Annotated in this window: 23 protein-coding genes and 3 pseudogenes; 15 read left to right on the top strand and 11 right to left on the bottom strand. The window is 44.8% G+C overall.

The genetic code is table 11. The annotated features are described in order from the left end of the window. The first annotated feature begins 35 nt into the window (after positions 1–35). The 6 genes and pseudogenes from ACJB0T_RS06765 (at position 36) to ACJB0T_RS06740 (ending at position 6,693) form a co-directional block, all read left to right on the top strand. Positions 36–2,222: a malate synthase G gene (locus ACJB0T_RS06765; protein ID WP_479294211.1), complete on the top strand. Its 2,187-nt coding sequence runs from the start codon at positions 36–38 to the stop codon at positions 2,220–2,222. 489 nt (positions 2,223–2,711) lie between these two features. After that, positions 2,712–2,818: pseudogene (locus ACJB0T_RS06760) on the top strand (IS5/IS1182 family transposase); the annotation flags it as partial. A 163-nt stretch (positions 2,819–2,981) separates the two neighbouring features. Next, positions 2,982–4,367: a putative bifunctional diguanylate cyclase/phosphodiesterase gene (locus ACJB0T_RS06755; protein WP_479294209.1), complete on the top strand. Its 1,386-nt coding sequence runs from the start codon at positions 2,982–2,984 to the stop codon at positions 4,365–4,367. Positions 4,368–4,375: 8 nt separating this feature from the next. Next, positions 4,376–4,819 (top strand): BLUF domain-containing protein, encoded by a 444-nt coding sequence (locus ACJB0T_RS06750; RefSeq protein WP_479294207.1) that lies wholly within the window; start codon positions 4,376–4,378, stop codon positions 4,817–4,819. 414 nt (positions 4,820–5,233) lie between these two features. Then, positions 5,234–6,157, top strand: coding sequence for a DMT family transporter (locus ACJB0T_RS06745; RefSeq protein ID WP_479294205.1), 924 nt, complete (start codon positions 5,234–5,236; stop codon positions 6,155–6,157). Between the two features lie 11 nt (positions 6,158–6,168). Further along, positions 6,169–6,693: a MerR family transcriptional regulator gene (locus ACJB0T_RS06740; RefSeq protein WP_479294585.1), complete on the top strand. Its 525-nt coding sequence runs from the start codon at positions 6,169–6,171 to the stop codon at positions 6,691–6,693. Positions 6,694–7,101: 408 nt separating this feature from the next. On the opposite strand, the gene recQ is transcribed toward ACJB0T_RS06740, so the two are convergent. The 3 genes from recQ to ohr all read right to left on the bottom strand — a co-directional run bounded on the left by recQ (position 7,102) and on the right by ohr (position 11,144). Further along, entirely contained in the window at positions 7,102–9,252 is a 2,151-nt protein-coding gene (gene recQ / locus ACJB0T_RS06735; RefSeq protein WP_479294204.1) for a DNA helicase RecQ, read from the bottom strand. Between the two features lie 380 nt (positions 9,253–9,632). Further along, on the bottom strand, positions 9,633–10,433 hold the full coding sequence (gene nagB / locus ACJB0T_RS06730; protein ID WP_479294201.1) for a glucosamine-6-phosphate deaminase: 801 nt from the start codon (positions 10,431–10,433) through the stop codon (positions 9,633–9,635). 288 nt (positions 10,434–10,721) lie between these two features. After that, on the bottom strand, positions 10,722–11,144 hold the full coding sequence (ohr, locus tag ACJB0T_RS06725) for an organic hydroperoxide reductase Ohr (protein WP_479294200.1): 423 nt from the start codon (positions 11,142–11,144) through the stop codon (positions 10,722–10,724). Positions 11,145–11,261: 117 nt separating this feature from the next. Between ohr and ohrR the strand changes: the two genes are divergently transcribed. The 3 genes from ohrR (at position 11,262) to ACJB0T_RS06710 (ending at position 13,796) form a co-directional block, all read left to right on the top strand. Beyond that, the gene (gene ohrR, locus ACJB0T_RS06720; protein WP_479294199.1) at positions 11,262–11,702 is read left to right on the top strand and encodes a transcriptional regulator OhrR; all 441 of its coding nucleotides are present in this window, start codon (positions 11,262–11,264) and stop codon (positions 11,700–11,702) included. Positions 11,703–11,707: 5 nt separating this feature from the next. After that, complete coding sequence (locus tag ACJB0T_RS06715; RefSeq protein WP_479294198.1) at positions 11,708–12,625, top strand: LysR family transcriptional regulator; 918 nt, start codon at positions 11,708–11,710, stop codon at positions 12,623–12,625. A gap of 253 nt (positions 12,626–12,878) precedes the next feature. Continuing rightward, the gene (locus tag ACJB0T_RS06710; protein WP_479294196.1) at positions 12,879–13,796 is read left to right on the top strand and encodes a DMT family transporter; all 918 of its coding nucleotides are present in this window, start codon (positions 12,879–12,881) and stop codon (positions 13,794–13,796) included. Between the two features lie 57 nt (positions 13,797–13,853). Here the strand turns inward: ACJB0T_RS06710 and ACJB0T_RS06705 are convergent, their stop codons facing one another. Beyond that, a complete protein-coding gene (locus ACJB0T_RS06705; protein ID WP_479294195.1) occupies positions 13,854–14,912 on the bottom strand; it encodes a BamA/TamA family outer membrane protein in 1,059 nt (352 codons plus the stop codon). Positions 14,913–15,319: 407 nt separating this feature from the next. Between ACJB0T_RS06705 and rarD the strand changes: the two genes are divergently transcribed. Continuing rightward, positions 15,320–16,243 carry an EamA family transporter RarD gene (rarD, locus tag ACJB0T_RS06700; protein WP_479294193.1) on the top strand — a complete coding sequence of 308 codons (924 nt, stop codon included), beginning with the start codon at positions 15,320–15,322 and terminating at the stop codon, positions 16,241–16,243. A 21-nt stretch (positions 16,244–16,264) separates the two neighbouring features. Here rarD and ACJB0T_RS06695 read toward each other — a convergent pair whose 3' ends face one another. From ACJB0T_RS06695 to ACJB0T_RS06680, 4 genes are all read right to left on the bottom strand, one after another. Then, a complete protein-coding gene (locus ACJB0T_RS06695; protein WP_479294191.1) occupies positions 16,265–16,573 on the bottom strand; it encodes a DUF6482 family protein in 309 nt (102 codons plus the stop codon). Between the two features lie 192 nt (positions 16,574–16,765). Then, positions 16,766–17,914, bottom strand: coding sequence for an iron-containing alcohol dehydrogenase (locus ACJB0T_RS06690; protein ID WP_479294190.1), 1,149 nt, complete (start codon positions 17,912–17,914; stop codon positions 16,766–16,768). 218 nt (positions 17,915–18,132) lie between these two features. Beyond that, a complete protein-coding gene (locus ACJB0T_RS06685; protein WP_479294188.1) occupies positions 18,133–18,471 on the bottom strand; it encodes a hypothetical protein in 339 nt (112 codons plus the stop codon). Between the two features lie 152 nt (positions 18,472–18,623). Continuing rightward, positions 18,624–19,160, bottom strand: a complete 537-nt coding sequence (locus ACJB0T_RS06680) for an NUDIX domain-containing protein (RefSeq protein WP_479294186.1) — start codon at positions 19,158–19,160, stop codon at positions 18,624–18,626. A gap of 258 nt (positions 19,161–19,418) precedes the next feature. On the opposite strand from ACJB0T_RS06680, the gene ACJB0T_RS06675 reads away from it, so the two are divergent. Beyond that, a complete protein-coding gene (locus ACJB0T_RS06675) occupies positions 19,419–20,276 on the top strand; it encodes an SMP-30/gluconolactonase/LRE family protein (RefSeq protein WP_479294184.1) in 858 nt (285 codons plus the stop codon). A 46-nt stretch (positions 20,277–20,322) separates the two neighbouring features. Here ACJB0T_RS06675 and ACJB0T_RS06670 read toward each other — a convergent pair whose 3' ends face one another. Continuing rightward, positions 20,323–20,568 carry a hypothetical protein gene (locus tag ACJB0T_RS06670; RefSeq protein WP_042494984.1) on the bottom strand — a complete coding sequence of 82 codons (246 nt, stop codon included), beginning with the start codon at positions 20,566–20,568 and terminating at the stop codon, positions 20,323–20,325. Between the two features lie 700 nt (positions 20,569–21,268). Between ACJB0T_RS06670 and ACJB0T_RS06665 the strand changes: the two are divergent. From ACJB0T_RS06665 to fhuB, 3 genes and pseudogenes are all read left to right on the top strand, one after another. Further along, positions 21,269–21,637: pseudogene (locus ACJB0T_RS06665) on the top strand (ATP-binding cassette domain-containing protein); the annotation flags it as partial. Then, entirely contained in the window at positions 21,633–21,941 is a 309-nt protein-coding gene (locus tag ACJB0T_RS06660) for a TroA family protein (protein WP_479294181.1), read from the top strand. The pseudogene ACJB0T_RS06665 and the gene ACJB0T_RS06660, both read left to right, overlap by 5 nt. Before the next feature lie 7 nt (positions 21,942–21,948). Next, positions 21,949–23,950: pseudogene (gene fhuB, locus ACJB0T_RS06655) on the top strand (Fe(3+)-hydroxamate ABC transporter permease FhuB). 144 nt (positions 23,951–24,094) lie between these two features. On the opposite strand, the gene ACJB0T_RS06650 reads toward fhuB, so the two are convergent. Next, positions 24,095–24,340 carry a hypothetical protein gene (locus ACJB0T_RS06650; RefSeq protein ID WP_042494996.1) on the bottom strand — a complete coding sequence of 82 codons (246 nt, stop codon included), beginning with the start codon at positions 24,338–24,340 and terminating at the stop codon, positions 24,095–24,097. 83 nt (positions 24,341–24,423) lie between these two features. On the opposite strand from ACJB0T_RS06650, the gene pcp reads away from it, so the two are divergent. Further along, positions 24,424–25,062, top strand: coding sequence for a pyroglutamyl-peptidase I (pcp, locus tag ACJB0T_RS06645; protein WP_479294180.1), 639 nt, complete (start codon positions 24,424–24,426; stop codon positions 25,060–25,062). Between the two features lie 354 nt (positions 25,063–25,416). On the opposite strand, the gene ACJB0T_RS06640 is transcribed toward pcp, so the two are convergent. After that, positions 25,417–25,914, bottom strand: a complete 498-nt coding sequence (locus ACJB0T_RS06640; protein ID WP_479294178.1) for a GNAT family N-acetyltransferase — start codon at positions 25,912–25,914, stop codon at positions 25,417–25,419. Positions 25,915–25,961: the final 47 nt, after the last annotated feature.

Below are 25,961 nucleotides of genomic sequence, written 5' to 3'. Positions count from 1 at the left end.
AAGCAGTGGTCATCGACTAATTCGAGATAAATTTTATGAGCAATCGTATTCAACAGGGAAGCTTGAACATTGATAGCACCCTCTACAATTTGGTTAATGAGCAAATCATTCCCGGCACTGGTATTGAAGCCGACGCATTTTGGCAATCGTTCGAGTCGATTTTATTTGACCTAGCGCCTAAAAATCGCGCACTGCTCGTCAAGCGTGACGATCTGCAACATCAAATCGATGTTTGGCATCAAGAGCGCGCAGGTCGAGCGATTGATCCAGTCGAATACAAAACCTTTCTTCAGCAAATTGGTTACTTGGTTCCTGAAGTTGATGATTTTGAAATCTCCACAGAAAACGTAGAACCAGAAATTGCGACTCAAGCAGGACCACAGCTGGTGGTACCTATTATGAATGCCCGTTTTGCACTTAACGCAGCGAATGCGCGTTGGGGGAGCTTGTATGATGCGCTTTACGGCACGGATGTGATCGGCGAAGAGGATGGCGCGGAACGTGGTGGTAGCTTTAACCCAGTGCGTGGTGAAAAAGTGGTTGCCTATGCTCGTGAGTTTCTTGACTCAGCAGCGCCTTTAAACGGCGTATCACATCGTGAAGTCACCCAATACAGCATCAGCAATGTTAGTGTAGGTAACACACTTACTGCTACCCTTACCAATGGTGAGGAAGTGACCTTGATGGATAGCACGCAGTTTATCGGCTATCAGGGAGAGGCGAGTTCACCGTCATGTATTCTTCTTAAACACAATAACCTTCATATCGAAATTCAAATCGACCCGAACACACCGATTGGCCGTGTCGATGCAGCGGGCATCAAAGATGTGGTTGTTGAAGCGGCGCTAACTACCATTATGGATTGTGAAGATTCGGTAGCGGCGGTAGACGGCGAGGACAAAGCGCTGGCTTATCGTAACTGGTTAGGTCTGATGAAAGGCGATCTGCAAGAGAGCCTAGAAAAGAATGGTAAAACGATTGTCAGAAGCTTAAATCCAGATCGTCAATACACCAGCGTGACCGGCGGCGAGATCCACCTCAAAGGCCGCAGTATGCTGTTTATTCGCAACGTTGGCCACCTAATGACGAACCCTGCGATCCTTGATAGTGCAGGTCGTGAAGTGCCTGAAGGTATTATGGATGCGATGATCACTTCGCTGATAGCTATCCATGATCTCAAAGGCAATAGCCAGTATCAAAACTCGACATCAGGCAGCATCAATATTGTTAAACCTAAGATGCACGGCCCTGAAGAAGTGGCGTTTACTAACGAACTCTTCACGCGAGTGGAAGACGCATTGGGTCTTGAACGAAACACCATCAAAGTTGGCATTATGGATGAGGAGCGTCGAACCTCGGTTAACCTCAAAGCGTGCATTCATGCTGCGAAAGAGCGTGTCGTATTCATCAATACAGGCTTCTTAGATAGAACGGGTGATGAAATTCACACCAGTATGGAAGCGGGCGCAATTGCCCCGAAAGGGCAACTAAAAACCATGACTTGGATTGGCGCTTACGAAGATCAAAACGTGGATCTCGGTTTGGCGTGCGGTCTACAAGGTAAGGCACAAATTGGTAAAGGTATGTGGCCGGAGCCAGATAACATGGCAAAAATGATGGATGCTAAGATTGGTCACCCACAATCAGGTGCCAACACGGCATGGGTACCGTCACCGACCGCAGCGACATTACATGCGCTTCACTACCACCAAGTGAGCGTACCAAGCCGTCAAAAAGAGCTTCGTGAGCGTGTGATTGCGAGTGTGGATGACATCTTAACAATTCCACTATTAGGCTCACAAAAGCTGACAGCAGAACAAATTCAAAGCGAGTTAGACAACAACGCACAAGGTATTCTTGGCTACGTAGTGCGCTGGATTGACCAAGGTGTTGGCTGTTCCAAAGTACCAGATATCAATGATGTCGGTTTAATGGAAGATCGCGCCACACTACGCATCTCAAGTCAGCACATTGCCAACTGGTTACGTCATGGCATTTGCACTGAATCTCAAGTGATGAAAACCATGCAGCGTATGGCACAAGTCGTTGACCAACAAAATGCCGATGACCCAAATTACAACAATATGGCCCCCAATTTTGACAGCAGCATTGCGTACTCTGCAGCATGTCAGTTGGTGTTCGAAGGCTGCGCACAGCCCAATGGCTATACCGAGCCCGTATTGCACGCAATGCGACTCAAATTAAAATCACAACAACGATAAAACACTGTCATTACCAAGCCCAAGGTAACACCGCGCTTTCGAGCGCGGTTTTTTTTGCTTTGAAGTGACCAACGAAGTTTTACCTCAAAGCTGATATTGCCGCCATTCCGGCGCAGGCAGGAATCTAATTACCGCAAGCGATAGACTCGGAGTCAAACTTGCTTTTGCCCCGAAACGAGTTTAGATAAAGCTACTCAAAATGTGATCACCAAGTGATTCTGTCGTACCTTAATTACCAAGCGACTTTGTCATTGCGTTAACTACCGAGGTGCGTAGGTCGAAGAATTGTTTGGTGTAACTTTCTTTCGTCGCTAAGCTGCTTGCAACCACATGAATTTTAATAACGAAATTTCAAAAGGTTAACTGTATAAATTCTCTCGATCAATCTCGCGAAATCACGTTGGTACACAAAGTAGGTACACAACATGCGATATCTTCGTCCCAATTCTAATGGCATCTGGACTTTTCGTTTTCGCATCCCAGAGCGATCTAAGCCTGAGAAACTACAATGATCAGGTTGGCGAAACCTACGCTATGATTAAAGCGATGAACAAGCTTAAGGGCTTGGTATTCCTGAAGCTCAGTATGTTGTTTAAGAATTGCTCAATCTTGGGCAGTTTGGTTTTTTGTCTGTATTACGTCACCAAGCCGCATTGAAATGGAAAGCGAGCCAGCTTAGGTGAATGTAAATGGATTTAAACCTGTCACTTTAAGGCTGAGTCACATAATTGTGAGTTAACCGTACTCTTCTGATTTTGTATGCTATCTTTAAAATATTCACTTTTTTCATACAACATAGGTATAGTTATAAACGAATTACTTTCTTTTACTGATGGAATAGAGACAGATAAATTAACGGGATTTTTAACTAGGCTCAGTGCCTATAAATTACTGGAAAGTCTCTACAAACAGCTCAATAGTAAGAATATTACCGCAATTTCTTTTGAATTATCGCGTTTTGGCGGTATTGTCGATTGCATTGGTGGTTTGAGTGGTGATGATGTCCTGAGATTAGTTAGTAAACGCCTTCGTAAAATATTCCCTCAAGCTCTCGCAATAGCAAGAATGCATGGCGACCATTTTATAGTGTTTTTTTATAATCTTGATGTTCCAACAGAGCAGGTTGAAAAGCTACTTGACTTTGCTCAACGTCCGTTAGTTTTAAAAGGCGGTCACATTACAGTTTTAAGTCTCCGTGTTGGTGTGGTTCATCAATGTTCCTTCATTAAAAATGGAGAAGAACTGATTCGTGCCGCCGAAATTGCATTACACCGTGCAGGTAATGATTTAATAAAAGTAGTGTATTTTGATTCATCAATGGTGGAAGAGGCGAAGGCATCACATCAAATAGAAAATGATCTTCGTGTGTCCTTAGCCACTAATGCTGCTGAACTGCATCATGCCATTTCTAATAACGAATTTTGTTTACATTACCAGCCTATTGTCAATATAACTCAAGGTTATATTCATGGATATGAGGCTCTAATCCGTTGGTACCATCCCACAAGAGGGTTGGTTTCACCAGCAGATTTTATTCCTTTAGCCGAGAAAATATCGGTTATGGATATACTTGGAGATTGGATTATTCGAAAAGCTTGTACTGATGCCGTTAATTTTCCAATTACTGAATCAGGGCATATACCTACAGTGAGCATAAACATCAGTCCGACTCAATTTATTGAGGGTGAACTACTGATCAAGTCAATTGAAACAGCATTAAAAGAAACACAAATAGATCCCGAGCGAATAAGCTTTGAAATTACAGAGTCGTCGTTAATAAGTGATGATATGCATAAATATTTACATAAAATCAGGGCTCTTGGTTGTTCAATATCATTAGATGACTTTGGTACTGGATACTCCTCTTTGTCACAAGTTAATTCTCTACCACTTAATTATGTAAAAATTGATCGTTCATTTATTAAAGATTTATGTAGGTCTGACAGTATCCGCTCGACTCGCGCGACGAATTTATGTAGATCCATTTTGGCTATCAGCGATGTTTTATCTTTGACGTCGATAGTTGAAGGTGTTGAAACGGAAGAACAGCTTAGCTTAGTAAAGGAAATGGGAGCGGAACTAATTCAAGGATTTATTTTCTCTAAACCCTTAGATTTTGAAAATATAAACAATTTTTCACTATAGGAGATTTTATGGATAACTTATATTATTTAGCCTACATCAGCAAAAGTAACATTCAAGGGGATAACGAAGCAGTAAAAATCGAGGTGGAAAAAATATTAAACGTAGCACAATCTAATAACCCAAGCATTGAAGTTACTGGCGCCCTACTTTATTCTGGCGGCTATTTCTGCCAAGTGATTGAAGGCCCTGAAGATGCTTTGGCAGATTTATTTGAAAACATACAATTGGATCCTCGTCACAATAAAATCACGGTGCTACAATTTGAACCATGTGTTAGTAGAAGCTTTTCCAATTGGTCTATGGCATTTGCTGGAATAGAAGATAAAATGCGATTTGATATTGATGGTGTTCTTGAATCTAAAGATCAAATCGAAATGAAAAAAACCGGCGAAGATCTTGTGAATGTGCTAGACAAAATGATTAATCAACATCAATCTATCACTACCTCATAGACTGTAATGTTCCAGTTTTATTGGAGACTTTCTAAGCCACATTTGCTTTTTCTGGTACACCTCATATGGTGCCAGTAGTCTATTGTACTGTGACGTCATTTGTAATTGTGTAGTGGTTGAATGAACTTGGCCACTACACTAGAGGCATTTGTAATACCTCGGCTAATCCGTTAACTGCTAATTTATTGAAACCTGTAGCTCATTTTTATCCAGAGCATTGCTGATACAGATGGTTCACACATTAAGCGGTGAACAGCGCTTCATACGACTTCACGTCGCACGCCCCGAAACGAGTTAGTCGCTAACAAACCTATTTGTTTACTGATATTGAAATCTCGACTAGGTTGACCTGTCTACAAGTATCGAGCTTAGAATGCGCCTCTTGATCAAAACTTGACTAAGAGGCTTCACTCGATGTATCAGTTTCTTGTGAAAAGTACCGTACAAGACCCTAGAATCTTACGGCTATTTGAAGCTTTACCCCCAACATCTAAAGGTGTGACGTTAGCACTAATTTCAACCGCACTATTTACCATAGTCGGTGTGTTTGTCCGTAAGTTGAGCGCAGACTACGATACATTTCAGATCCTATTTTTTAGACAGCTCATTTTTATGATGATGCTTATCCCTGCGATAACGAATAACATTCAGATATTACTTAACCCAAAGAAGCTACCGCTCCACATATTGAGAATATTGGGCGCATTTACAGCGTTGTATTTTGGATTTATTACCGTAAGCAATATTGCTTTTGCAGACGCAACCGCTCTTGGGTTCTTACAGGTGCTTTTTGTAGCCATCATTGCTCGCCTTGTTCTGAGTGAAGAGATGACAGGCTCTCGAATCTTCACCATAGCAGTTGGGTTTATAGGGGTGATAACAGTTGTTCGTCCTACCTTTGAAGATAGCCAGGCCATTTATATCTTATCTGGCGTGGTTGCTTCGATAGGTGCTGCTGTGGCTGTGATATGTGTAAGAAAAGTGGCTCAAAGTGAACCAAAAATCACTTTAATGGCATATCAAGCGTTTGCAATCGGCTTTATTGCTTTGATGCCAACCTTATTTCTATGGCGAACACCTACAATAGAAGACTTCGCTTTACTTCTTTTGGTTGGCATTATTTCTTCAATCGCTCAATACGTTGGTATCTCTGCTTATAAATGGACACAAGCAAACATCATCGCTAATGTTGAGTTTGTGAAAATTATCTACTCTATTCTCATCGGTATGATAATTTTTTCTGAAATACCAGATTCATGGTCGATGATTGGTGCTTCGGTTATTCTTACCAGTGCATTAATCCCAATGGCGTGGTCTCAATATGGTCAAAAGAAGTAGAGGAATGTATGGTGCTAAGTATTAAACAGTTTTGTGAGCAACTAGACGTCTCTCGCACCACTGTCCTGTACTACGAAAGACAGGACTTCATTGCTCCAGCAAGCCGCACTTCAAGTGGCTATCGACTGTATGGCAATAGTGAGGTTGAAACGTTTCAGGCAATTCTTGCGTATCGCTCTTATGGTATCTCTGTCAGTGAGATAAAAGAATTGATGCAACAATCTCAAGGAAAGAATCGAGATGAGGTTTTACGCCAACAGTTTGCCGCTCTCGATATCGAGATCAAAAAGCTCCGCCAACAGCAAAGCTCGATAATGGCTCTACTGCAAGAACCTGAGTTATTAAATCAAGGGCAGTTAACGAAAGAACGATGGACTGAGATACTTAGAGAGTCAGGCATGGATGATCAAGATATGCTTAACTGGCACAAACAGTTTGAAAAGATGGAGCCACTAGGCCACCTTAAATTCTTGCAGTCTCTAAATATTGATGATGACGAAATTGAGCAAATAAGAATGGTTTCTCGGAAGTCGTAGCTCAGTATAATTTTTAGTTATTGAAGCTTCCATCTAACACGACATTAGTTCTCGCTAACACGGAAATATCCAAATATGAGTTTTTGAGTGCGCTTTGACTAGATTCCATATCAAGAATGGAACTACGGAAAGGGAATAGACATGTTCGAAAGCTGGTCGCACAGTGACTAGGTATGTTTGCTCTTTAGCAGCATATTCCAAATAAAAAAACGCCAAGACAAGCGGTCTTGGCGTCAAAGATAGTAATCGTAAACTCGGGAAGGCTGAGTCTCCCATGCTCTACAATCTCAAATATCCCTTTAGCTACTTTCCTGTAGCAATGCTGTGATCATATATTCATCACCCCGATGGCAATACTAGCCAAAAGGGGTAAACACATCGTCAATGATGCAATCTGACATTCCATTTTTATTGACTTTCTGCGGCCATTTTAGCAAGTACACATTTTAGCGTGCCGTAATCGTATTGCTGTTCAAAATGCTCGAATAGCGGCTTGATGGCCTGCTGTACTAGTGAATCAAGCGCTATTGCTTGCTGTGTAATTGCTTGGATCTCCTCTTCGCTTAAAGAGACCACGCTGTTTAACTCGCAGGCGTTTAATTCTATGGCTTGAGCTAGATGAGACATGATCGTTGTCGCCTTTAATCCACGCTCATTGGCGATATCTTCAACGGACAACCCTTTGTTAAGAAGCCCCAGAGACTCAAATTCGGTATCCGAGAGCTGCTTTTCGGCTTCGGATTTAGGCTCAATAGCGGTGATAAAGGCATCGCCGTATTTCTCGATCTTAACTTCACCAAAACCTGAGATAGTCGAAAGTTCATCAAGGGTTTGTGGGCGTACGCTAGCGAGTGATTCCAGTGTCGCATCATGACAAATCATGTAAGACGGCACCGATTGCTGCTTAGCTAGTTCTGCACGAACTTCGCGAAGCTTTTCAAATTGCGGCATATCGGCTGCAGACAATGTGCCAGAGCTTTTCTTCTTCGTGCCTTTTGCCGATTTTTTCGAGACTCGCAGTTTGCGAAGTTCGATGGGTTGCTCGCCTTTCAGGTAGGGTCGGCACAACTCGGTAAGCTGCAAGCTGCCGTGTTCACCGTGCACCTCGAGAAGATTCATAGCGAGCAGTTGACGAAATACTCCTTGCCACTCTTTCGCAGAAAGGTCGCCACCAATACCAAATGTAGAAAGGGTATCGTGCTGGTTTTGGGTAATTCGACTGTCGGCTTTGCCCAAGAGAATATTGACTAAGTAGCTCACACCAAACCGCTGACCTGTTCTATACACAGTAGAAAGAGCCTTCTGAGTCGCTTGTAAGCCATCCCAAGTTTCGGGTGGGGTGAGGCAGTTATCACAGTTACCACAAGGCTTAGATAGCGTTTCGCCAAAGTAGGCAAGTAGAGATTGGCGGCGGCAAGTCGCTAAATCACAATAGCCGAGCAGTCGATTGAGCTTTTGAATGGATACGCGCTTATATTGCTCCGCGCCTTCGGAGTTTTGCACCATTTGTCGTTGCAGTACCATGTCTTGCATGCCAAAGCTCATCCAAGCATTCGCCGGCATACCATCACGCCCTGCACGCCCAGTTTCCTGATAGTAAGCCTCAATGCTTTTTGGCAGGCTTAAATGTGCCACAAAACGAACATCGGGTTTATCAATCCCCATCCCAAATGCGATGGTTGCGACGACGATGATGCCGTCTTCACTTAAAAAGCGGCGTTGGTGATTGGCGCGTTGCTCGCTAGAAAGGCCAGCATGGTAAGGTAATGCCGTTTTGCCCATGTCACACAGCCACTGCGCTGTCTCTTCTACTTTTTTACGTGATAGGCAATAGACAATACCGGCATCATCTTGATGATGTGTATCGATAAAGCGCCACAACTCTTGTTTGGCATTGCCAAGGTCGGAGACGTAGTAAGTGATGTTAGGGCGATCAAAGCTGTGAATGTAAACATCGGCTTGCTCAAGTGCTAACTGAGCGATGATCTCCTCTCGTGTTTTTAGATCAGCGGTTGCGGTGAGCGCGATTCTTGGCACGGTAGGAAAACGCTGTTTGAGCACGCTGAGCTGCTGATACTCGGGGCGAAAGTCGTGACCCCATTGGCTTACACAGTGCGCTTCATCAATAGCAAATAGTGATAGGCTTGATTGCTCCAGCAAACGAAGCGTCTTCTCCATTAATAGTCGTTCAGGTGCGACATACAGGATTTGGATATCACCGGTGAGCACTTGCTCCTCCACGACTTGCTGATCGTAAGGGCTCAATGTTGAGTTGAGGTAAGCAGCACGAATGCCAACTTGGTGTAGCGCGTCGACTTGATCTTGCATCAGTGCGATAAGTGGAGACACCACTACGCCAACTCCCTGCCTCAGAATAGCCGGTATTTGATAACAAATAGATTTACCGCCGCCGGTTGGCATTAATGTCAGTACATCATTCCCCGACATCAACGAGTCGATAATATCTGCTTGTTGATGACGAAAATTATCGTAACCAAACAGAGATTTCAGCAGTTCATTGGGAGTGATGGGATTCGCGGTCGGAGTATTTGGCATCATAGGAGCTTCGGGGTTTCACAAAGTGGGAAGATAGCGTGAGAGTGTGTCAGGAGCAGAGTGGGTTTTCAAGCATTCATCGAGATAATGCGCAGTCATACTCAATGTGGCTGTGGAACGATGTCGTGAGAGTTGTACGACTTGAGGTTAGTCTTGTTATGACAAGGCTTTTTCTAGGAGCGGTGAGTGATTAGGAATGGGGGAAGTAGCGAGAGAAAGTCGGGCTTAGCTTGGCATATAAGCCCGACCTATACGGAGCTTTGGAATACTGTGCGTTTCCATCGCTTTCGTTGCCTTTTGCTAAACGTGCAAAGAGGTAACAATTTGTTAGACACAAGGCAGAAGAAAAGTTCCGCTACCGTGTATCTGAAGCTTATAAAAGCTTATAGACCTTTGATGTTCTCAACTTCAAGTTCGTTGAAGTAGCGAACTGTCTTCACTTTTAGCTCTTGTTGAGCAGCATCGTCAGCAACGATGATAGCTTTAGGGTGCATTTGTAGTGCAGTCACTGTCCACATGTGGTTTACAGAGCCTTCTACAGCCATTTGTAGAGCTTGAGCTTTGTTGTGACCCATAGTTAGGATCATCACTTCTTCTGCGTCTAGTAGAGTTGCAACACCGATAGTTAGTGCGTATTTAGGTACTTGGTTGATGTCGTTGTCGAAGAAACGAGAGTTTGCAATGCGTGTGTCTTCTGTCAGTGTCTTGATACGAGTACGAGAGTTTAGCGATGAACCTGGCTCGTTAAATGCGATATGGCCGTCGATACCGATGCCACCCATGAATAGGTTGATTTTGCCGTATGAACGGATTTTCGCTTCGTAAGCCGCACACTCTGCGTCAACATCTTGCGCTAGACCATCAAGAAGATTGATATTTTCTTCTTGAATGTCGATGTGGTTGAAGAAGTTGTTGTACATGAAAGAGCGGTAAGATTCAGGGTGATCTGGGGCGATGCCCACGTACTCATCCATGTTGAATGTTACAACGTGCTTGAAACTTACTTTGCCTGCTTTGTGCAGAGCGATAAGTGTTTTGTACGTTGAAAGAGGCGTTCCACCAGTTGGCAGACCCAAAACAAATGGTTTTTCTGCTGTCGGTTTGAAAGCGTTGATACGCTCAACGATGTGGCGAGCAGCCCATTTACCTACTTGTTCTGCGTTCTGTAATGGAATAAGTCTCATGTTGATCCCCTAGTAAAAGAATTTAATGTGTCCTGAAACATTAATTCGCATTATAAAAAAAGTTTTTCGACACGGCTATTACTTTTCTGTGAATTTTCTTTTTTTTCTTGATCGGGATCGCCTTTTGCCATTGGTGTTGAAGGTTTGTTAACAGAGAGTATTTTTTTAACAAGAAAAATTTTCAGAAGAAAATAAAGTGCGGTTTTGGGGATTTTTAGAGAGAGAAACTTGAAGGGACAGACTAGAGGAGGCTAGGTAATTGGGCAGGGAGCCTGCCCAAACCATTGTCTAGATCGCTTGACCGTTAGCAGTAACCGCAACGTCGACGTTGTCACGCAGTGCGTTCGAATATGGGCAAACTTGGTGCGCGACACGAACCAGTTCTAGCGCTGCGGTATCATCCATATCTAAAGTCACATTGAGAGCGACATCAAGAACAAACCCACCATGTTCATTGGCCTTTAGTGCGACCGTTGCTTTTGTCGGTGCTTGTTTTACGGCTAGCTTCTGCTGCTGAGCGACATGAAGAATGGCATTAGAAAAACATGCTGAGTAACCTGCCGCAAAGAGTTGCTCTGGGTTCGTAGCAGTGCCAGTTCCACCTAGCTCTTTTGGATAAGAAAGCGCAAGATCGAGCAAGCCATCATCTGTTGATACTTGTCCATTGCGGCCGGCGATTGCAGTTGCTGAAGTAGAGTAAAGTGCTGACATAGGTTCATCCTTTTATTGATTTAATTGTGTGAAATTAGATTGCGCACTAACTATATTGTTAAAGTTGGATGATTGCAAGTATATTGTGCACAACCTAATTTACTCGAATGGCCAATTATGAAGTTAGATAGCCCTGAAGCCTTAGATTTAGACAAGCAAGTTTGTTTCGCACTGTACAGTGCGAGCAATGCACTGACTCGTGCTTATCGGCCAATTCTTGAGCAAGTCGATCTCACTTATCTGCAATACATGACGATGTTGGTACTTTGGAAACAAGCGCCTATGAATGTCAAAGATATCGGGGCAGAATTGAAGCTCGATTCGGGTACGTTAACGCCGCTACTCAAGCGTTTAGAGCAAAAAGGCTTAGTGGAGCGCAGGCGCAGTGAGTCAGATGAGCGAGCTAGAATGATCTTTGTGACAGAGCAGGGGCTTGAACTTCGCAAGCAGGCCATGTCGATTCCTGGAGCGATTGCTTGTAAAGCCAAACTCGACCCAGAAGAGGCGATGGTACTCAAACGGACTTGCGAGCGCCTAACAGACAATTTGATGGATTAGCAGAGATGGATATTGAAGGACTCAATCGAGTCGGTTTTAAACATTTATTGGCGCTGCATGTGATGCTAGATACGTGCAACGTGACCAAAACGGCAGAGCTACTGTCTGTAACCCCTTCTAGTGTAAGTAAAACTATTACTCAGTTACGCGATATTCTTGATGATGAGCTGTTTTTTAGAGATGGCACTTCGTTAACTCCAACGCTTTACGCTGTTGAGATCGCACCGCTCGTGCATTCAATGTTGGCGAGTATGAATGGCTTGCTTAACCAAGCTCGTTTTGAACCGCATGTATTTGAAGGCCGTTTTAGCCTATCAATGCGTGAAAGTACATTGGAGTTGTTCGCCAAACCCTTGGCAAAACTGACGACTGAGCTCACACCTAAGGCCAAGCTGAACATCATGACGAAAGCAAAATTCGGTTTTGGTGCGCTTCACAGTGGGCAAGTCGATTTTATTGTTTTGCCGCATGATGTAAGCCAACCGCCAACCAATACTAAGGAGTTGGTATGGGAAGTGGTGCTCGAAGATGAGTTGGTGTGTTTGATGTCACCGGACCATCCATTGGCAGAGGTTGAGCTGACAATAGACCACTACCTCAATAGTCAACATATTGGGATTGCGGAATCAGAGCTAAGTCGCCCTTACTTTGAACAGACGCTGAGACAGCAGCATGGTCTTCGTGATGTGAAAATGATTGTGCCGGATTTTGGCGCAGCAGCAGTCATGTGCCACCAGTCGGAGTTACTGTTTACCTGTTCAAAACAGTGGGCAGACGTCGCCAGCCAAGCGAAGGGATTGACGGTAAAATCTTTACCGTTTGAATATGGCAAGGTGGCTTACAGCGTTGTCTGGAATCGAGCGGCGATCAACGATCCTGCTATTCAGTGGCTTTGTTGTTATTTGCGTGATTTACGCGTCTAGTTGAATCAATACCGAGCTGATTTAACTACCTAAAGGATTGGAGTGTCGAATAAGTCGTTAGTTGCATATCAGGTCAGCTTCTTGTAGCCTGAAATTTCATCAAAAAGGTTATTTATGCATCATACAGTTTCTTACCTCTGGCTCACACTCACTATGCCTGTAGCTCGGTAGGATCCCCTGTGCCTGGCTACGAGTTGATTGTAGCCAGAATCGCACCTTCATTCTCGTAGCCCAAAGTTAAAAAGGAACGAGAATGAACTCAAGGACACACATCGCTCATCACGACAAAAAGCAGCAAGTTCAGGGATTAATATACGCGTTAGTCGGTACCGCACTTTTTTCAATTAAACCGATTTTCATCAAAATAGCTTATCAATATGGTGGCGATGCGACGGCCATTATGTCGCTTCGTGCACTGAGTTCTTTACCCTTTTACCTCATCGTGTTGTGTTTGCTGTGCCGGGATGGGCAAAAGCGTTCACTGGTGCGTCACCATGGTTGGCAAGCGGCATTCGTTGGCATCCTCGGCTACTACGTCGCGAGCTTTTTGGACATTGCTGCACTGGCCTACATTAGTGCTCAACTAGAGAGGTTACTGATTTTCTTGTTCCCAAGTTTTGTCGTGTTGCTGAGTTGGCTGTGTCTTGGTCAGCGACCCACGCGTAATGTCGTACACGCGGTTGCTCTGGGATATCTAGGAATAGCGGCCATCTTGTTTCATGATGTGCAATCGCTTGGTAGTGAGATTTGGAAGGGGAGCGGCTTGGCTATCGCATCCGCGTTTATTTTTGCCATCTATCTGATGCTGAGTAAAAGTATCATTGGCAAGATGGGCAGCGAGCTATTTACCAGTATTGGTATGGGCAGTGCTGGTGTCACCATTCTTATCCAACTTGCTTTCTCTTCTGTATCGATGAGCAACTGGTCATTTGAACTTGTCGTGCTTGGTGTTTTACTGGGGATTTTCTGTACTGTGTTGCCGTCTTATTTTGTTGCAGCGGGCATGGCACGCTTAACCGCGACAGAGCTGAGTATTACCTCGAACATTGGCCCTGGTGTTACGGCTATTATGGCGGTACTGGTGCTATCCGAGGCGTTCACTGTGTATCATTTTGTTGGATTATGCTTGGTGACTTTGTCGGTATATTGGATGAAAAAACCAACAAAGTAGCCCTGAGTAGGAAGATGATGCCGCAACTGTCAGCGGCATCATCATGTCATTGCTGGGCTATTTCCAAGCGCTACCGAACTGGATATACGTTGTCCATTCTTCAGGGCCTTTCGCTACATCCACACCCACACGCAAACCTAATTGACGAGCAATGAGGTATCGGAAACCTCCCCCACGGGTGTAGTGGATCTGACTTTTGGCAATGCTTTCATCGTGGTTAAAGGCCGTTGCTGCGCCCACGAAACCAAGTACTGTCCAACGTTCGTCAATATCGTAGCTTAGCTCTATCTCACCTAATGCGGTATTGTCCGCTTGATAACGCATGGCGGCAATCCCCCGCATTTCGATATAAGGTCTGGCGTAGATGGATGCAGGGAAGTCGACATTATCTGAAATCGACTTTACATCACCTCGTACGCCGAGTCCCCAGTTTTGAGATAGGCGAGTATGATGCTGCGCATAGGCGTTGTATTTTTGATAATTGAATTGTCCACCAAACGCTTTGCGGTGGTAATCGACTTTTAGACCCGCTTTGGTGCCTTGTTGGGGTGAAAATTGGTTGTTACGTGTGTCATACATAACTCTCCAGCCGAGGCGTCCATCTTTTGAGTTTAAAAGTGGATCGCTTATCCCATCCAATGTTGGCTTCGACGACATATAGCTGTATGCACCGCCAATAAAGAAATCTGAATCACCGATACGAACGTCCATTTCTTGGAAGAAGTAGATGCCTTCTAGGCTAAGATCAACCGATCCTAAAGATGCCATTGGATAGTATTTGAGGTTGAACTTGGCACCAAATAATCCGCCTAAATATCGGATACGATCGTTCATCCAATTGCCATAGTGGAAGCCACCATAAAGTTGGCTGCCGTTATTGGTACCCAGAGCCATCAATCCGGATGTGCTGGCTGGAATGTCTTTTACTTCTTCACCAGCAAGGCGCCTTTGTTTGCGCTCTTCTGACTCGTGAAAGAAGAGTAGTGCTGCACCGCCTCCGACGCCAACGGCAGGGTCGGTAACGGTTAATGGCATGGGTAGAAAACCGACAGCATTATCGAGAATAAACTGACTGCCATCCAGTCGTCCATCTTTTGGATCAATGAAGTTATCCATCACGCCTGCCTTCAGGCAGGTGCTGCTCAAAAGAGCGCCAGCAAGGAGAAATAGAGAAGATGATCTATTCTTATTTTCCATACATGTAACAATTCAATAGTAGTTCGGTAAAAATGCTCCCTGCGATTTTTCCAATTATATCGGTATATTAACTTCATATTTGTCATTTTTCGAACATGTAAGTACTCAAAACAGGACTTCTAAGGTGTTTATCTAATTAAAAATCGAATGGTTTGTATTTGCTTATTAGGTTCTTTGCTCTAACTAAGCAGGGTAAATGGATTGGGGTGGTGATCTTCGATGATGAGTTCAGTTGTGTTCATTCACGTTTTACATGAAAAAACAGTATTCCAGAGAACAAAATTGCGATAATGTGCGCACATTTCGTATTAGGGGTGATGGTAACAATGCTGTACCGATTTCATGATCTTTCTCAGACCTCAAAAGGGGTTGTTGCCTCAATTTTAGCCTCTTGCCTTTTTGGCTTGTTGCCACTTTATGTGCAGTTTCAACCGGATCTTGGTGCGTTCAAGGTGAGTGGTGGTGAAGGGCACTGGGTAGCGGCACAGCGAGTCACCTGGAGTGCAGGACTCATGATGGTCATCCTTGTCATAACGGGTCGTATTCGTCAGTTTTGGCAAGCATTCAAGCTAACACGGTTATGGCATCGCTATTTAGTATCGGCGCTGCTCGTTGCACCCCAATACTGGGTATTTGTTTGGGCGCCTTTGTACGGAGAGACACTGTCTGTCGCACTAGGGTATTTCACCTTACCTCTGGTGTTGGTAGTTGTAGGTAAATTTGTTTATGGAGATTCGTTGTCACGACTACAACTGCTTGCTTGTGTCTTAGCGGCCATTGGCGTCGGCTATGCCTATGTCATGGCTGAAGGTCTATCGTGGATTGTACTGCTGATTGCTTTGGGGTACCCGATCTACTTTGTTCATCGCAAAACATTAGATGTTTCTAGTGACGTTGGCTTTACCCTCGACAATGTGTTTTTGTTGCCGCTTACATTTTTTGCGATGTTCTATCTATTACCTGTAGAGACGATTCAAGCCATACCTCCAATAAGTTGGTTGTACTACCTTGGTCTCGCGGTTGCCGGCGCAGTACCTATGCTGCTATTTCTGTATGCGTCTCAGTCTCTGCCTATGTCCTTATTCGGCCTGCTAGGCTATGTCGAGCCTGTCTTGGTGTTTGCAGTTGGACTACTGCTTGGCGAGCGTGTGGATACTGCGGATATGCCAACTTACGTACTGGTGATGATGGCACTGTCCGTTCTCGCACTGGATGGTGTGAAACGAGCGAGAACGCACGGCGCTGTGTAAAAAGGTTTAGTAGCTTAATCTCTACATAACGGAGTCGAGACGCCCAAGAGGTACTTCTAGGGTGTTTTGACCGTGCTTAATCGGACTGCCTACCATTTCATCATAAGCGCTGTCTTGCCTTAGAACGACTTCCTTAGCAGAGAGGTTTTGACAAAGGCGGCGCATGTCCACCACGTTGTGCGCGCGAAGCAGCGATCCATTATCGTGGGTGACGTAATGCTCCTCGCCGTCAAGTACCACTGAAGCTTGGTAAAGTGACATCTCCAACGAGTGAATGACTAATTTGTCAAATTGGGCGTAGTGTTCCAATGTACTTATCTTGGTATTCATCGCGCGTCTCCATCATTGCCCCGATTGGGTTTGTTTAAAAGGAATCAATGACAAACTTGTACGGTAGGGGTTAGATAAACGGTTAAATATCGTTCAAGAAAGATGCGGATTTCAGAGAGTCGTTTGGTAAGTTTACAATGTAAAAGTCAGGTAGGCTGCTGCTACCTGACTTGGTATTAGTGAGAGAAGAGATTACATTGCAGCTTCAAAGATTGCTTCAATTTCCTCTTGGCTTGCTTGACGAGGGTTCGTCATACAGCACACGTCTTCTAATGCACTTTCGGCAAGTTTGGCAATGTCTTCCGCTTTTACACCCAGTTCTTTTAGGGTGGTGGGAATGCCTACTTTGCTTGATAGCTCTTCCATAGCTTCAATCGCAAGTTGCGCTGCTTGTTCTGTACTCAAACCTGACGTGTCTTTACCCATCGCTTTGGCAATATCGGCAAACTTCGCTGGGTTGGCACTCGCATTGAAACGTTGCACGTGTGGCAGCAATACGGCATTACAAACTCCGTGTGGCAGGTGATACGTGGCACCAAGTTGGTGTGCCATTGCATGAACATAGCCAAGCAGAGCATTGTTGAATGCCATACCCGCCATAAACTGAGCGTACGCCATTTGCTCACGAGCTTCGATGTTTTCACCGTCAGTAACACAGGTTGGTAGGTGCGCAGTGATCATCTCAATCGCTTTGATCGCCACCGTATCTGTAATTGGGTTTGCCGCAATTGAAACATAAGCCTCGATCGCGTGAGTCAGTGCATCCATACCGGTTGCTGCAGTGAGTGAGCTTGGCATCGCGAGCATTAGGTTAGGATCGTTCACTGAAATCAATGGCGTGACTTTTTGATCCACTATCGCCATCTTGATCTGTCTTTCTTCATCAGTGATCACACTGAACATCGTCATTTCAGACGCTGTACCTGCCGTAGTGTTGATAGACATGAGTGGAAATGGAGCAAGCGTTGCTTTGTTAATGCCTTCGTAGTCCGTGATTTTGCCGCCATTGGTTGCGACAAGCGCTATGCCTTTCGCACAGTCGTGTGGTGAGCCACCACCAACCGATAAAATTAAATCACAGCCTTCATCCGTTAGGACTTCGAGGCCAGCTTCGACATTTTGAATAGTAGGGTTGGGTTGGGTTCCATCATAGACAGCGGATGCGATCTGACGATCGTCGAGTTTTTTTGTAATTTGAGCGACAAGGCCAATTTGATTCAAAACAGCATCCGTTACAATAAGTGCTTTTGTGAATCCCTGTTGCTGGATAATATCCAGTGCTTTGTCTAGACACTCTTTTCCTAACAAGTTGGTCGATGGAAGGATAATAGTACTGCTCATTTGAATGCTCCTTGCTATTCGTCATGATGAATATAATGGCGGTAAGCTAACATGAGCATTTAATGAGAAGTATGATGCAAATCAATAGGCAATATAGCGTTTAAGAATTAGACGATATCAATATTAATGTTTTAAAACATAGTGTTAGGTATGTTGAATGCGTTTTAATATTGCTTTTTTAGCTAGTTGGTTGCTCTAAGTATTGGTTTGTCGAATGGTTAATAAGCGTTCATTTCACCAAGCGTAATCTTTGATAGCTGAATGTTTACCCGCAAAGACTCGTTAATGATTAACCTAGGGTCATCAAGGCCGATACCCTGCTCAATCGAGTGATGCGCCTTGTCGGAGAGTGATTTTAGCAATTCAATAGACAGCGAAATGTCGCTTTCCGAGCCTTTATAACTGCTGAGCGATTGGAGGCTAAACAGTTGTTCGGTGAGTTTATTGACGGCGGATTCGAGATCGTAGGCCTCTTCACTGAGTCTGAAATTCGGTTTAAGTCGTTCCAGTTGCCGTATGGTGGATATAAGGGTTTCTTGAAGAGTGAGTGGATCCATGCTGCTTCCTTGTGCATAAAGTTTCATCTGCGTATCGATTAATAATGGAATAGTATGCTGTAAAGTCGAGCTTGTTTTTAAAAACTGAGACATGGATCATTAATTGGATACAAGACCTTTGGATTGCAGCCGTATTCGAAGCGTTCAGTCCTTTAAACCATCCCTTTGAGCTTTGCCAATCCCCACGCTGCTGTTGTCACTACATCTTGGATCTCTCCCTTAATGAGCATGCGTTCAAACTCAACAACAGTAAATTCACCCGCGATGAGATCTTCTTCTTCACTGTCGTGGCTCGGCTCACCGTGGGTTAAGTCGGTTGCGATATAGATATGACAGGTTTGGTTAAGGAATCCATAGGCGATGAGCTGCTTTCCAACATAGGACATAGAGCCGGCGATGAGACCGGTTTCTTCTTGTAGTTCGCCTTTTGCGAGAGATAAATGACTCGCATCCGGATTAGACTCCCATGCCCCTTGCGGCAGCTCCCAAAAGGTTTCGCTGACGGCGTATCGATATTGTTGAACCAGATGAATATTACCGTTATCGATAGCAATGATGACAGCGCAGTCGGGTTTGTCGACAACACCGTAGATCCCTTGGTTGCCACTTTCACGTTCGATTTTGTCTTCACGAACAGACATCCAAGGGTTTTGATAGACGACGGTTGAATCTAAGGTCTTTATGGTCATAGCTGACTGAATAGTTGGCAAAACATACGGGCAGCTTACCTCAGTTTTTCAATCTATCCTATGCTGACGAGTATGGTGGTGAGTTTGCGTTCCCTTCAACTCTTACCTTTAGCAAAGGTTTATCGGGTTAAAACACAAATCAGTGCTAGCACCTAAGCACTGATTTTGTTACAACAGTGGCCATAAATTCCAAGCTAGATGTTAGCAGATCTAGCTGGGCACCTAACCAATAGCAACATGTATAAAAAGGACATCAACGTGGCACAGTCTCTACAGTTTGAGAAGTTCGTCGATCTAGAATTTGATTTAGCAGAATGCCCACGCTGGGATTGGCGCACAGAGTCGTGGATGTGGGTGAACATCTGTGACGGAGAACTTTGGCGTCACAAAGATGGCGTGAGTGAAAAGCGTGAGTTTGGTGACAAGCTGGGCTGTTTTGCACCGCATGGTGAGCAAGGCTTTGTCGTTGCGCTTAAATCCGGCATGTACTACATCCAAGATTGGGATGCAGATATGACCTCGTTGGTACCACTGGTTTCAGAATTTCCTCGCATGCGCTATAACGATGGCCGTGGTGCACCGGGTGGACGCTTTATCGCGGGTACTCGTAATGGTGCAAAAGAGGGTGATCAAGGTCAGTTCCATCAGCTACACCTAGATGGCACTATCGAATCACTGCCTATGTTCGCGTGGACATGTAACGGCCTAGCGTTTTCTCCAGATGGCCAATGGCTATATTGGGCAGACACTGGCTCAAGCAAAGTTTTCAAGCACAGCTATGATGCGAGCACAGGTCATTATGGTGAGCAGCAACTGCATTGTGATCTAACTGACTACAACGGCCGCCCAGATGGTGCAAGTGTCGATGTGGATGGCAACTATTGGGTTGCGATGTACGCAGGTCAATCTATCGTCAAAATTGCTCCAAACGGTGAGGTACTGGAGGTGATTGATGTCCCTTCAGAAAACCCAACTATGGTTGGCTTTGGCGGTGAAGAAATGCGTGACCTAATTGTGACATCAGCAGAAGGTAGCAATGAGAAAGGCAAACTTTTGATTGCTAAAGATGTAGCGCAAGGCTTGAAAGAAGAGCTCGTTAAAGTGGTGATTAGTTAATCACTCACTTTTTAATAGTGATGAAAGCGGGGCCCATGGCTCCGCTTTAACATGTCATCGAAAGCGTGTAGTGTGACGCGCGATTCATATCGCTTAGCTCGTCTTCGGTAATGTATTTTTTGGCAACCACATTACCCGCCACAACAAGGTGGGAAATATAATCACGACACGACGTGGTTGGCATATTACCCCACATAAAATCGGCTTTGGTCGCATCGGAAAATTCGATATTCAGCACGATGGATTGCTCCTCGCACCTCAAGTCATACACGTTGATCTCGTACTGCTGCATACTACTTCCCCCAAATTTCACTAACCGTTACTCAAAGGCTAACCGTACAACTTTATGTAGGGAATGCAGTTGAATAGCATGTTATTTAATTTCTCATCATTGCAACATGTTCTTTGTTTTGTTTAACGGTTAAGCTACATGGTCTTCGTACGGTAAACTTTGAAGCACTTCAAATAGTGAATTTTTGCCAAGATTCAAAATGCATTTATGGAAGGTTAGTCTCACAAATTATCGGCAAATCATCCTTCTGTGTGAAGAAATGTGAATAAAGATCGCAAGGTGTGCTCACTCGGAGAGGGTCCATCCCCGTCACCATACCCCCACTGCGCCGAATATGCCGGAGCTGTCATTGAGATCAAAGTGCCGATAGCCCATGTAAGTTTGATTGCTGTTTTCATAATTATTCTTAGTTTACTGACGTTTGCGGAAGCTTCCGCTTCCGAAGTCTAGATTAGGGCAAAAACGATAGCATCAATCAATTGCATAATTAGTTTGCGATTTTCCTCGAAAAGCACTCAGTCCGATTTCATTAGTTCACCCTTTCAGCGGTAGCGGTATCACATTCAAAAAGCGGTAAATATCGGCTTTGTGAAGCCGGTAATGACATATCACAACAAAATGAATGTAATGCGTATACAAATATTTCTCATTTGCAGTTGCATTTGTAGCGGTCTGTATCAATCATAGATGTTGATTAATTATGTTTTCACTTACACAAGCGAGCTATCGAATTGGGTCGCTTGAGATTCTATCGCCATTTGACTTGCAGTTTATCCCCGGAGAAGTCACCTCACTGCTTGGACACAACGGTAGCGGTAAATCCAGTCTCATCAAGCTTCTTAGTCGTCAAAATCCAGTCGCTTCAGGGAGCGTAATGCTTGATGGAAAACCGCTTGCGGAATACTCCGCAAAAGAGTACGCGAAAAAAGTGGCTTATCTACCTCAACACCCTCCGATTACTGATGGTGTCACAGTTCGTGAATTGGTTATGTTCGGCCGCTACCCATGGAAAGGTGTGCTTTATCGGAGACAAGCATATTCGCGTCCACAGTACAGGCTCGCTGATGAATGACACTATCTCCGCTATGTCACTAGATAATAGCTGGCAAGGGCCAACCAACAGCTGGGGCTTTTCGTCAGCAAGTGTGGAGCAGCTCGCCCAGTATCAAGACAGTAATGTACTTATCTTCGGCCCGCTATCGGATGCCGAGCAAGCACAGTTAAATGGTTCGCCGCTGTGGGCGGCCATGGCGTTTTCTCGAGAAAACAGAGTGAAGATCGTACCGAAGGTGTGGACGTTTGGTAGCTTGGTTGCGATGCAGCGATTAAGTGACGAAGTAGTCACACAGGTTTCAACATTGGGTAAGCAGTAGGTTTGTAATGCAATTAACAGCCCACAGAGAAACAGCGCCATTTGGTAAAATGGCGCTGTTTGTTTTTGTCAGCGCGTTCGCACTTATTTGGCTTTTCCAAAATGCGGTGCCTTATCGTTTATCTTTTAGTGAGTGGCAAACGTATTTGTTTAGTCGTGATGACAGCGATTATCGTCAGCTCATTTTACACTTCACCTTTTTTCAACGTCTCAGTATGGCACTGCTGTGTGGTGCAGCGCTGGCGATTGCGGGCTGCTTGATGCAGCATTTGTTGCAAAACCCACTTGCCTCACCAACAACGCTAGGCGTGGCGGCGGGTGCAGAACTGGGTATGACCACAAGTTTACTTACGGGTGTGGTTGGCGGCAGTGTCATTCAATATGCTTACGCATTTGGTGGAGGCATGATTGCAGCAAGTCTCGTGTTCTTGCTTACTGCCAAAAGGGGATTTGCGCCTCTGCAGATGGTCTTAGCGGGTATGGTTGTCACCTTGTTTCTGGGGGCAACCAACATGATGCTAGTGATGCTAAACGAGCAGCAGCTCACCAGTTTGTTTGTTTGGGGTGCGGGTGCACTTGCCCAGCAAGGCTGGGATAACCCTGTTTTGTTGCTTTGGGTATTAGCTGCTGTGCTTGCTTTAGTTCTTTTGATGCTAAGACCTCTGTCGGCACTAGAGCTAGGCAGTGAGGTTGCAGAATCGGCAGGGGTCAATGTGGCCAGAATTCGAGTTTTTGGACTCGGACTTTCTGTTGTTATTACATCTATCGTAGTGGCGACTGTTGGCGTTATTGGCTTTGTCGGTCTAGTGGCTCCAACCATAGCCAAAATGCTGGGCGCGAGAAAATTTGTTCAGCGTGTGCTAATCAGTGGCGTGGTGGGTGCACTATTACTGCTCACTGCTCACTGCTGATTTGATCATCCAACCATTTTCAGGCGTGTCTAGTGAACTACTACCAACCGGAGCGATGACCGCTCTGTTCGGTGCACCTTGTCTGTTGTGGTTGTTAACCAAACAAAAGTTTGCTTCTAGCTTTAAAGCAGAAGAAGTGACAAACAAGGTCTACAACCCTAAACCTTTTGCTTCGGTGGTTTTGTGTTTGACTCTGTTGTTGGCCATTGTGACAACCTTGGCTCTGCTGTTAGGTCGAACTCAAGTCGGTTGGGGTTTTAGCACAGAACTGAGCATTTTAGATCTGCGCACGCCTCGCGTTCTCGGCGCTATTTTTGCCGGTTGTGGACTCGCACTCGCTGGCACTATGGTACAGCGAATCACAGTTAACCCGATGGCAAGCCCAGAAGTGATGGGGATTAGCTCGGGCGCTGCACTTGCTCTTGTCTTTTGTGCGTGGTTTGGCTTCACTCCAACGCGCATCGAACAGATCCTTTATGGCGGTGTAGGCGCGGCCTTGGTCATGATTGTGATTTTACAGTTTAGCAAGCGGTCTAGTTACGCGCCCTCACAGTTACTTCTAACTGGTATTGCGGTAAGTGCAGGCCTTGATGCCATTCTTCGGGTCGCACTATCGTCAGGTCAAGATAATGTGCAAGCGTTGCTAACTTGGTTGTCGGGATCGACTTATCTAGCAAGTTATAACGATGTCCTCGCTCTAGGGCTTGGTATTGCGGTATTTGGCGGTGCGACTTACGCAGCGAGCCGTTGGTTGGACATATTGAATCTGGGGCAAGTCTGTGCGGTATCGGTTGGCATCAATACGAAACAAACTCGTTTGTTCCTGCTCGTCATGGCATCTTTACTCACGGCACTTTCTACACTGGTTATTGGGCCACTCAGCTTTGTCGGATTGTTGGCACCCCATATCGCAAGAGCGCTTGGGCAATACAACGCGAAAAATCAGCTGGTGGTCGCGTGCTTAGTAGGCTCAATCTTAATGGTGAGTGCAGACTGGCTAGGGCGGACGATTTGGTTTCCGTGGCAGTTTCCGGCCGGACTGATGGCCTCTGTTATTGGTGGCGCATACTTCCTTTTGTTATTGAGAAAAGGAAACTAAAAATGCCTCCGCAATGTTTCATTGCGGTACTACGTTTATACCTACTCTGTGTAAATAGTGGTGTGTTTCAATCAACTATTAAGTTCACTATTAAATTTCAATAAAAAAGGTCTAGTTGAAACTAGACCTTTTTAAGCATTGTTATTAGTTGCGACGTGGACCGTTTCGCACCATGTCTTTGCCATTTTCATAGACATCTTGAGATACCCAGCGACCAAGTAACAGTTCGTGTTTGTCACTCAGCACAGCAACAAATGGACGACCGTCAGAGTTTGAGGTCGCCAGTGCGATACCTGCCACGCCTTGCAAACCCAACGCGCCGCTTTCAACTAAGATCAGGAATTGCTCAAGTTGTTCTAATGTTTCAATTACTTCGTTGTCAATGTTCATCGTTTTCTATCGCTTGACTGATATCATTGGTGGCGTACTCTACCTAAGTTAAACAGAGAAACCAACAATAGGCATAAAAACCGATGAAAAAAGTACTGGTTACGGGCTTCGAACCTTTTGGAGGTGATGAGGTTAATCCGTCACTAGAAATCATCAAAAGGCTCTCAGGTGTGATGATTGAAGGCGGGGAGATTGTCACTTGCCAAGTACCAGTGACTCGCTACGAGTCGATCGATTGCGTGTTAAGTGCTATTGCAGAGCATCAGCCGAGTGTGGTGATCAACCTCGGGCTAGGGGCAGGGCGAACTGCCATTACCCCTGAACGTGTTGCGATCAATGTCGATGATTTTCGTATTGCCGATAACGCGGGTAACCAACCTATTGACGAACCTATTGTAGCAAACGGCTCTAACGCATTTTTCTCAACCTTGCCCATCAAAGCCATTACTCAAGCATTGAATAAAAACGGGATTGCTTGCGAGGTGTCTAATAGTGCTGGCACATTTGTTTGCAATCACTTGTTCTACGGGCTGCAACATCATTTAACGGGGCAGCCGATTGCTCAAGGCTTCATCCATGTTCCTTTGATGAAACAAGAGAATGACCAAACTGCTTCTCCTTCGATGCGACTTGAGGACATGGTCAGCGGGATTGTGCTTGCTGCAGAGGTCTGTTTGCAGGTGGAACAGGATATTAAATATGAGTCGGGTCAGATTTGCTAAACCCATCGATCTGATTGGGGTATAGAACAGATGTCAGACGTTTTATTAACTTGTTCTCACTGTCAATTAACAATTCGTATCCACAGTTGCTGCAGATATAATGTTCTTTAATTCCTAGAAGCTTCATTACTCGAGTTCGTCTTTGACGTTGTAGCCGGGCGCCATGTTCACACATGCTGTTACTCCATTTTATCATTTTAGTGTGATGTAGGTTCCAAAGATAATGATTGAATGGAGTGTAATCAATACTGTCCAAAACGAGTATTTTGCTCTGTGATATCAAGTTAATAGTAATTTACAAATTAGTACCGTGTCTATTTTGGGACTCGTTAAATCTCACTTTGATATTAGCGTCTACTGCTGATCTTTTAGCCTTGCCATATAGTAGGTGGAGATATATTCACCATCCCGAAATGCGGAACACAGAGCTTCCCCTTCGATATCAAACCCATACTTTGAATAAAGAGCGATAGCGGCTTTGTTATCAGTATTTACTTCAATATGTAGCCTGAGTAGGTTGAGCCAGTTATCCGCGAGATCTAATACTGTCTCGATCAACTGACTGCCTACTCCCATGCCGTGGTAGTCATCATGAACGGCAAGACCAAAGGTAGCGCTGTGCATCAGTCTTGGGCGCTGTGATTGAGTCAATGCGATATTGCCGACAATTTTGCCATCCAATTCTGCGACGTACGAATAGACTCCAACCGGGATATTATTGAGTCGCTCTTGCCACATCGCGAGGGTTGTGTGGGGTAAGTGCAGTGTTTCTCGCATGGCTTTTGGCTGCAAAAACAGGTCTCGCAAACCTTCAGCATCTTTTGGCTCAGTAGGTCGAATAGATACGTTCATCGACGGCTCCGCTATTGTCTATATATGTGGTGTCTGGGTATCGATGT

The organism is Vibrio sp. CB1-5, from assembly GCF_059412285.1.
Note: the sequence above shows the minus strand (reverse complement) of the source record. Positions and strands in the feature narration are given on the sequence as shown.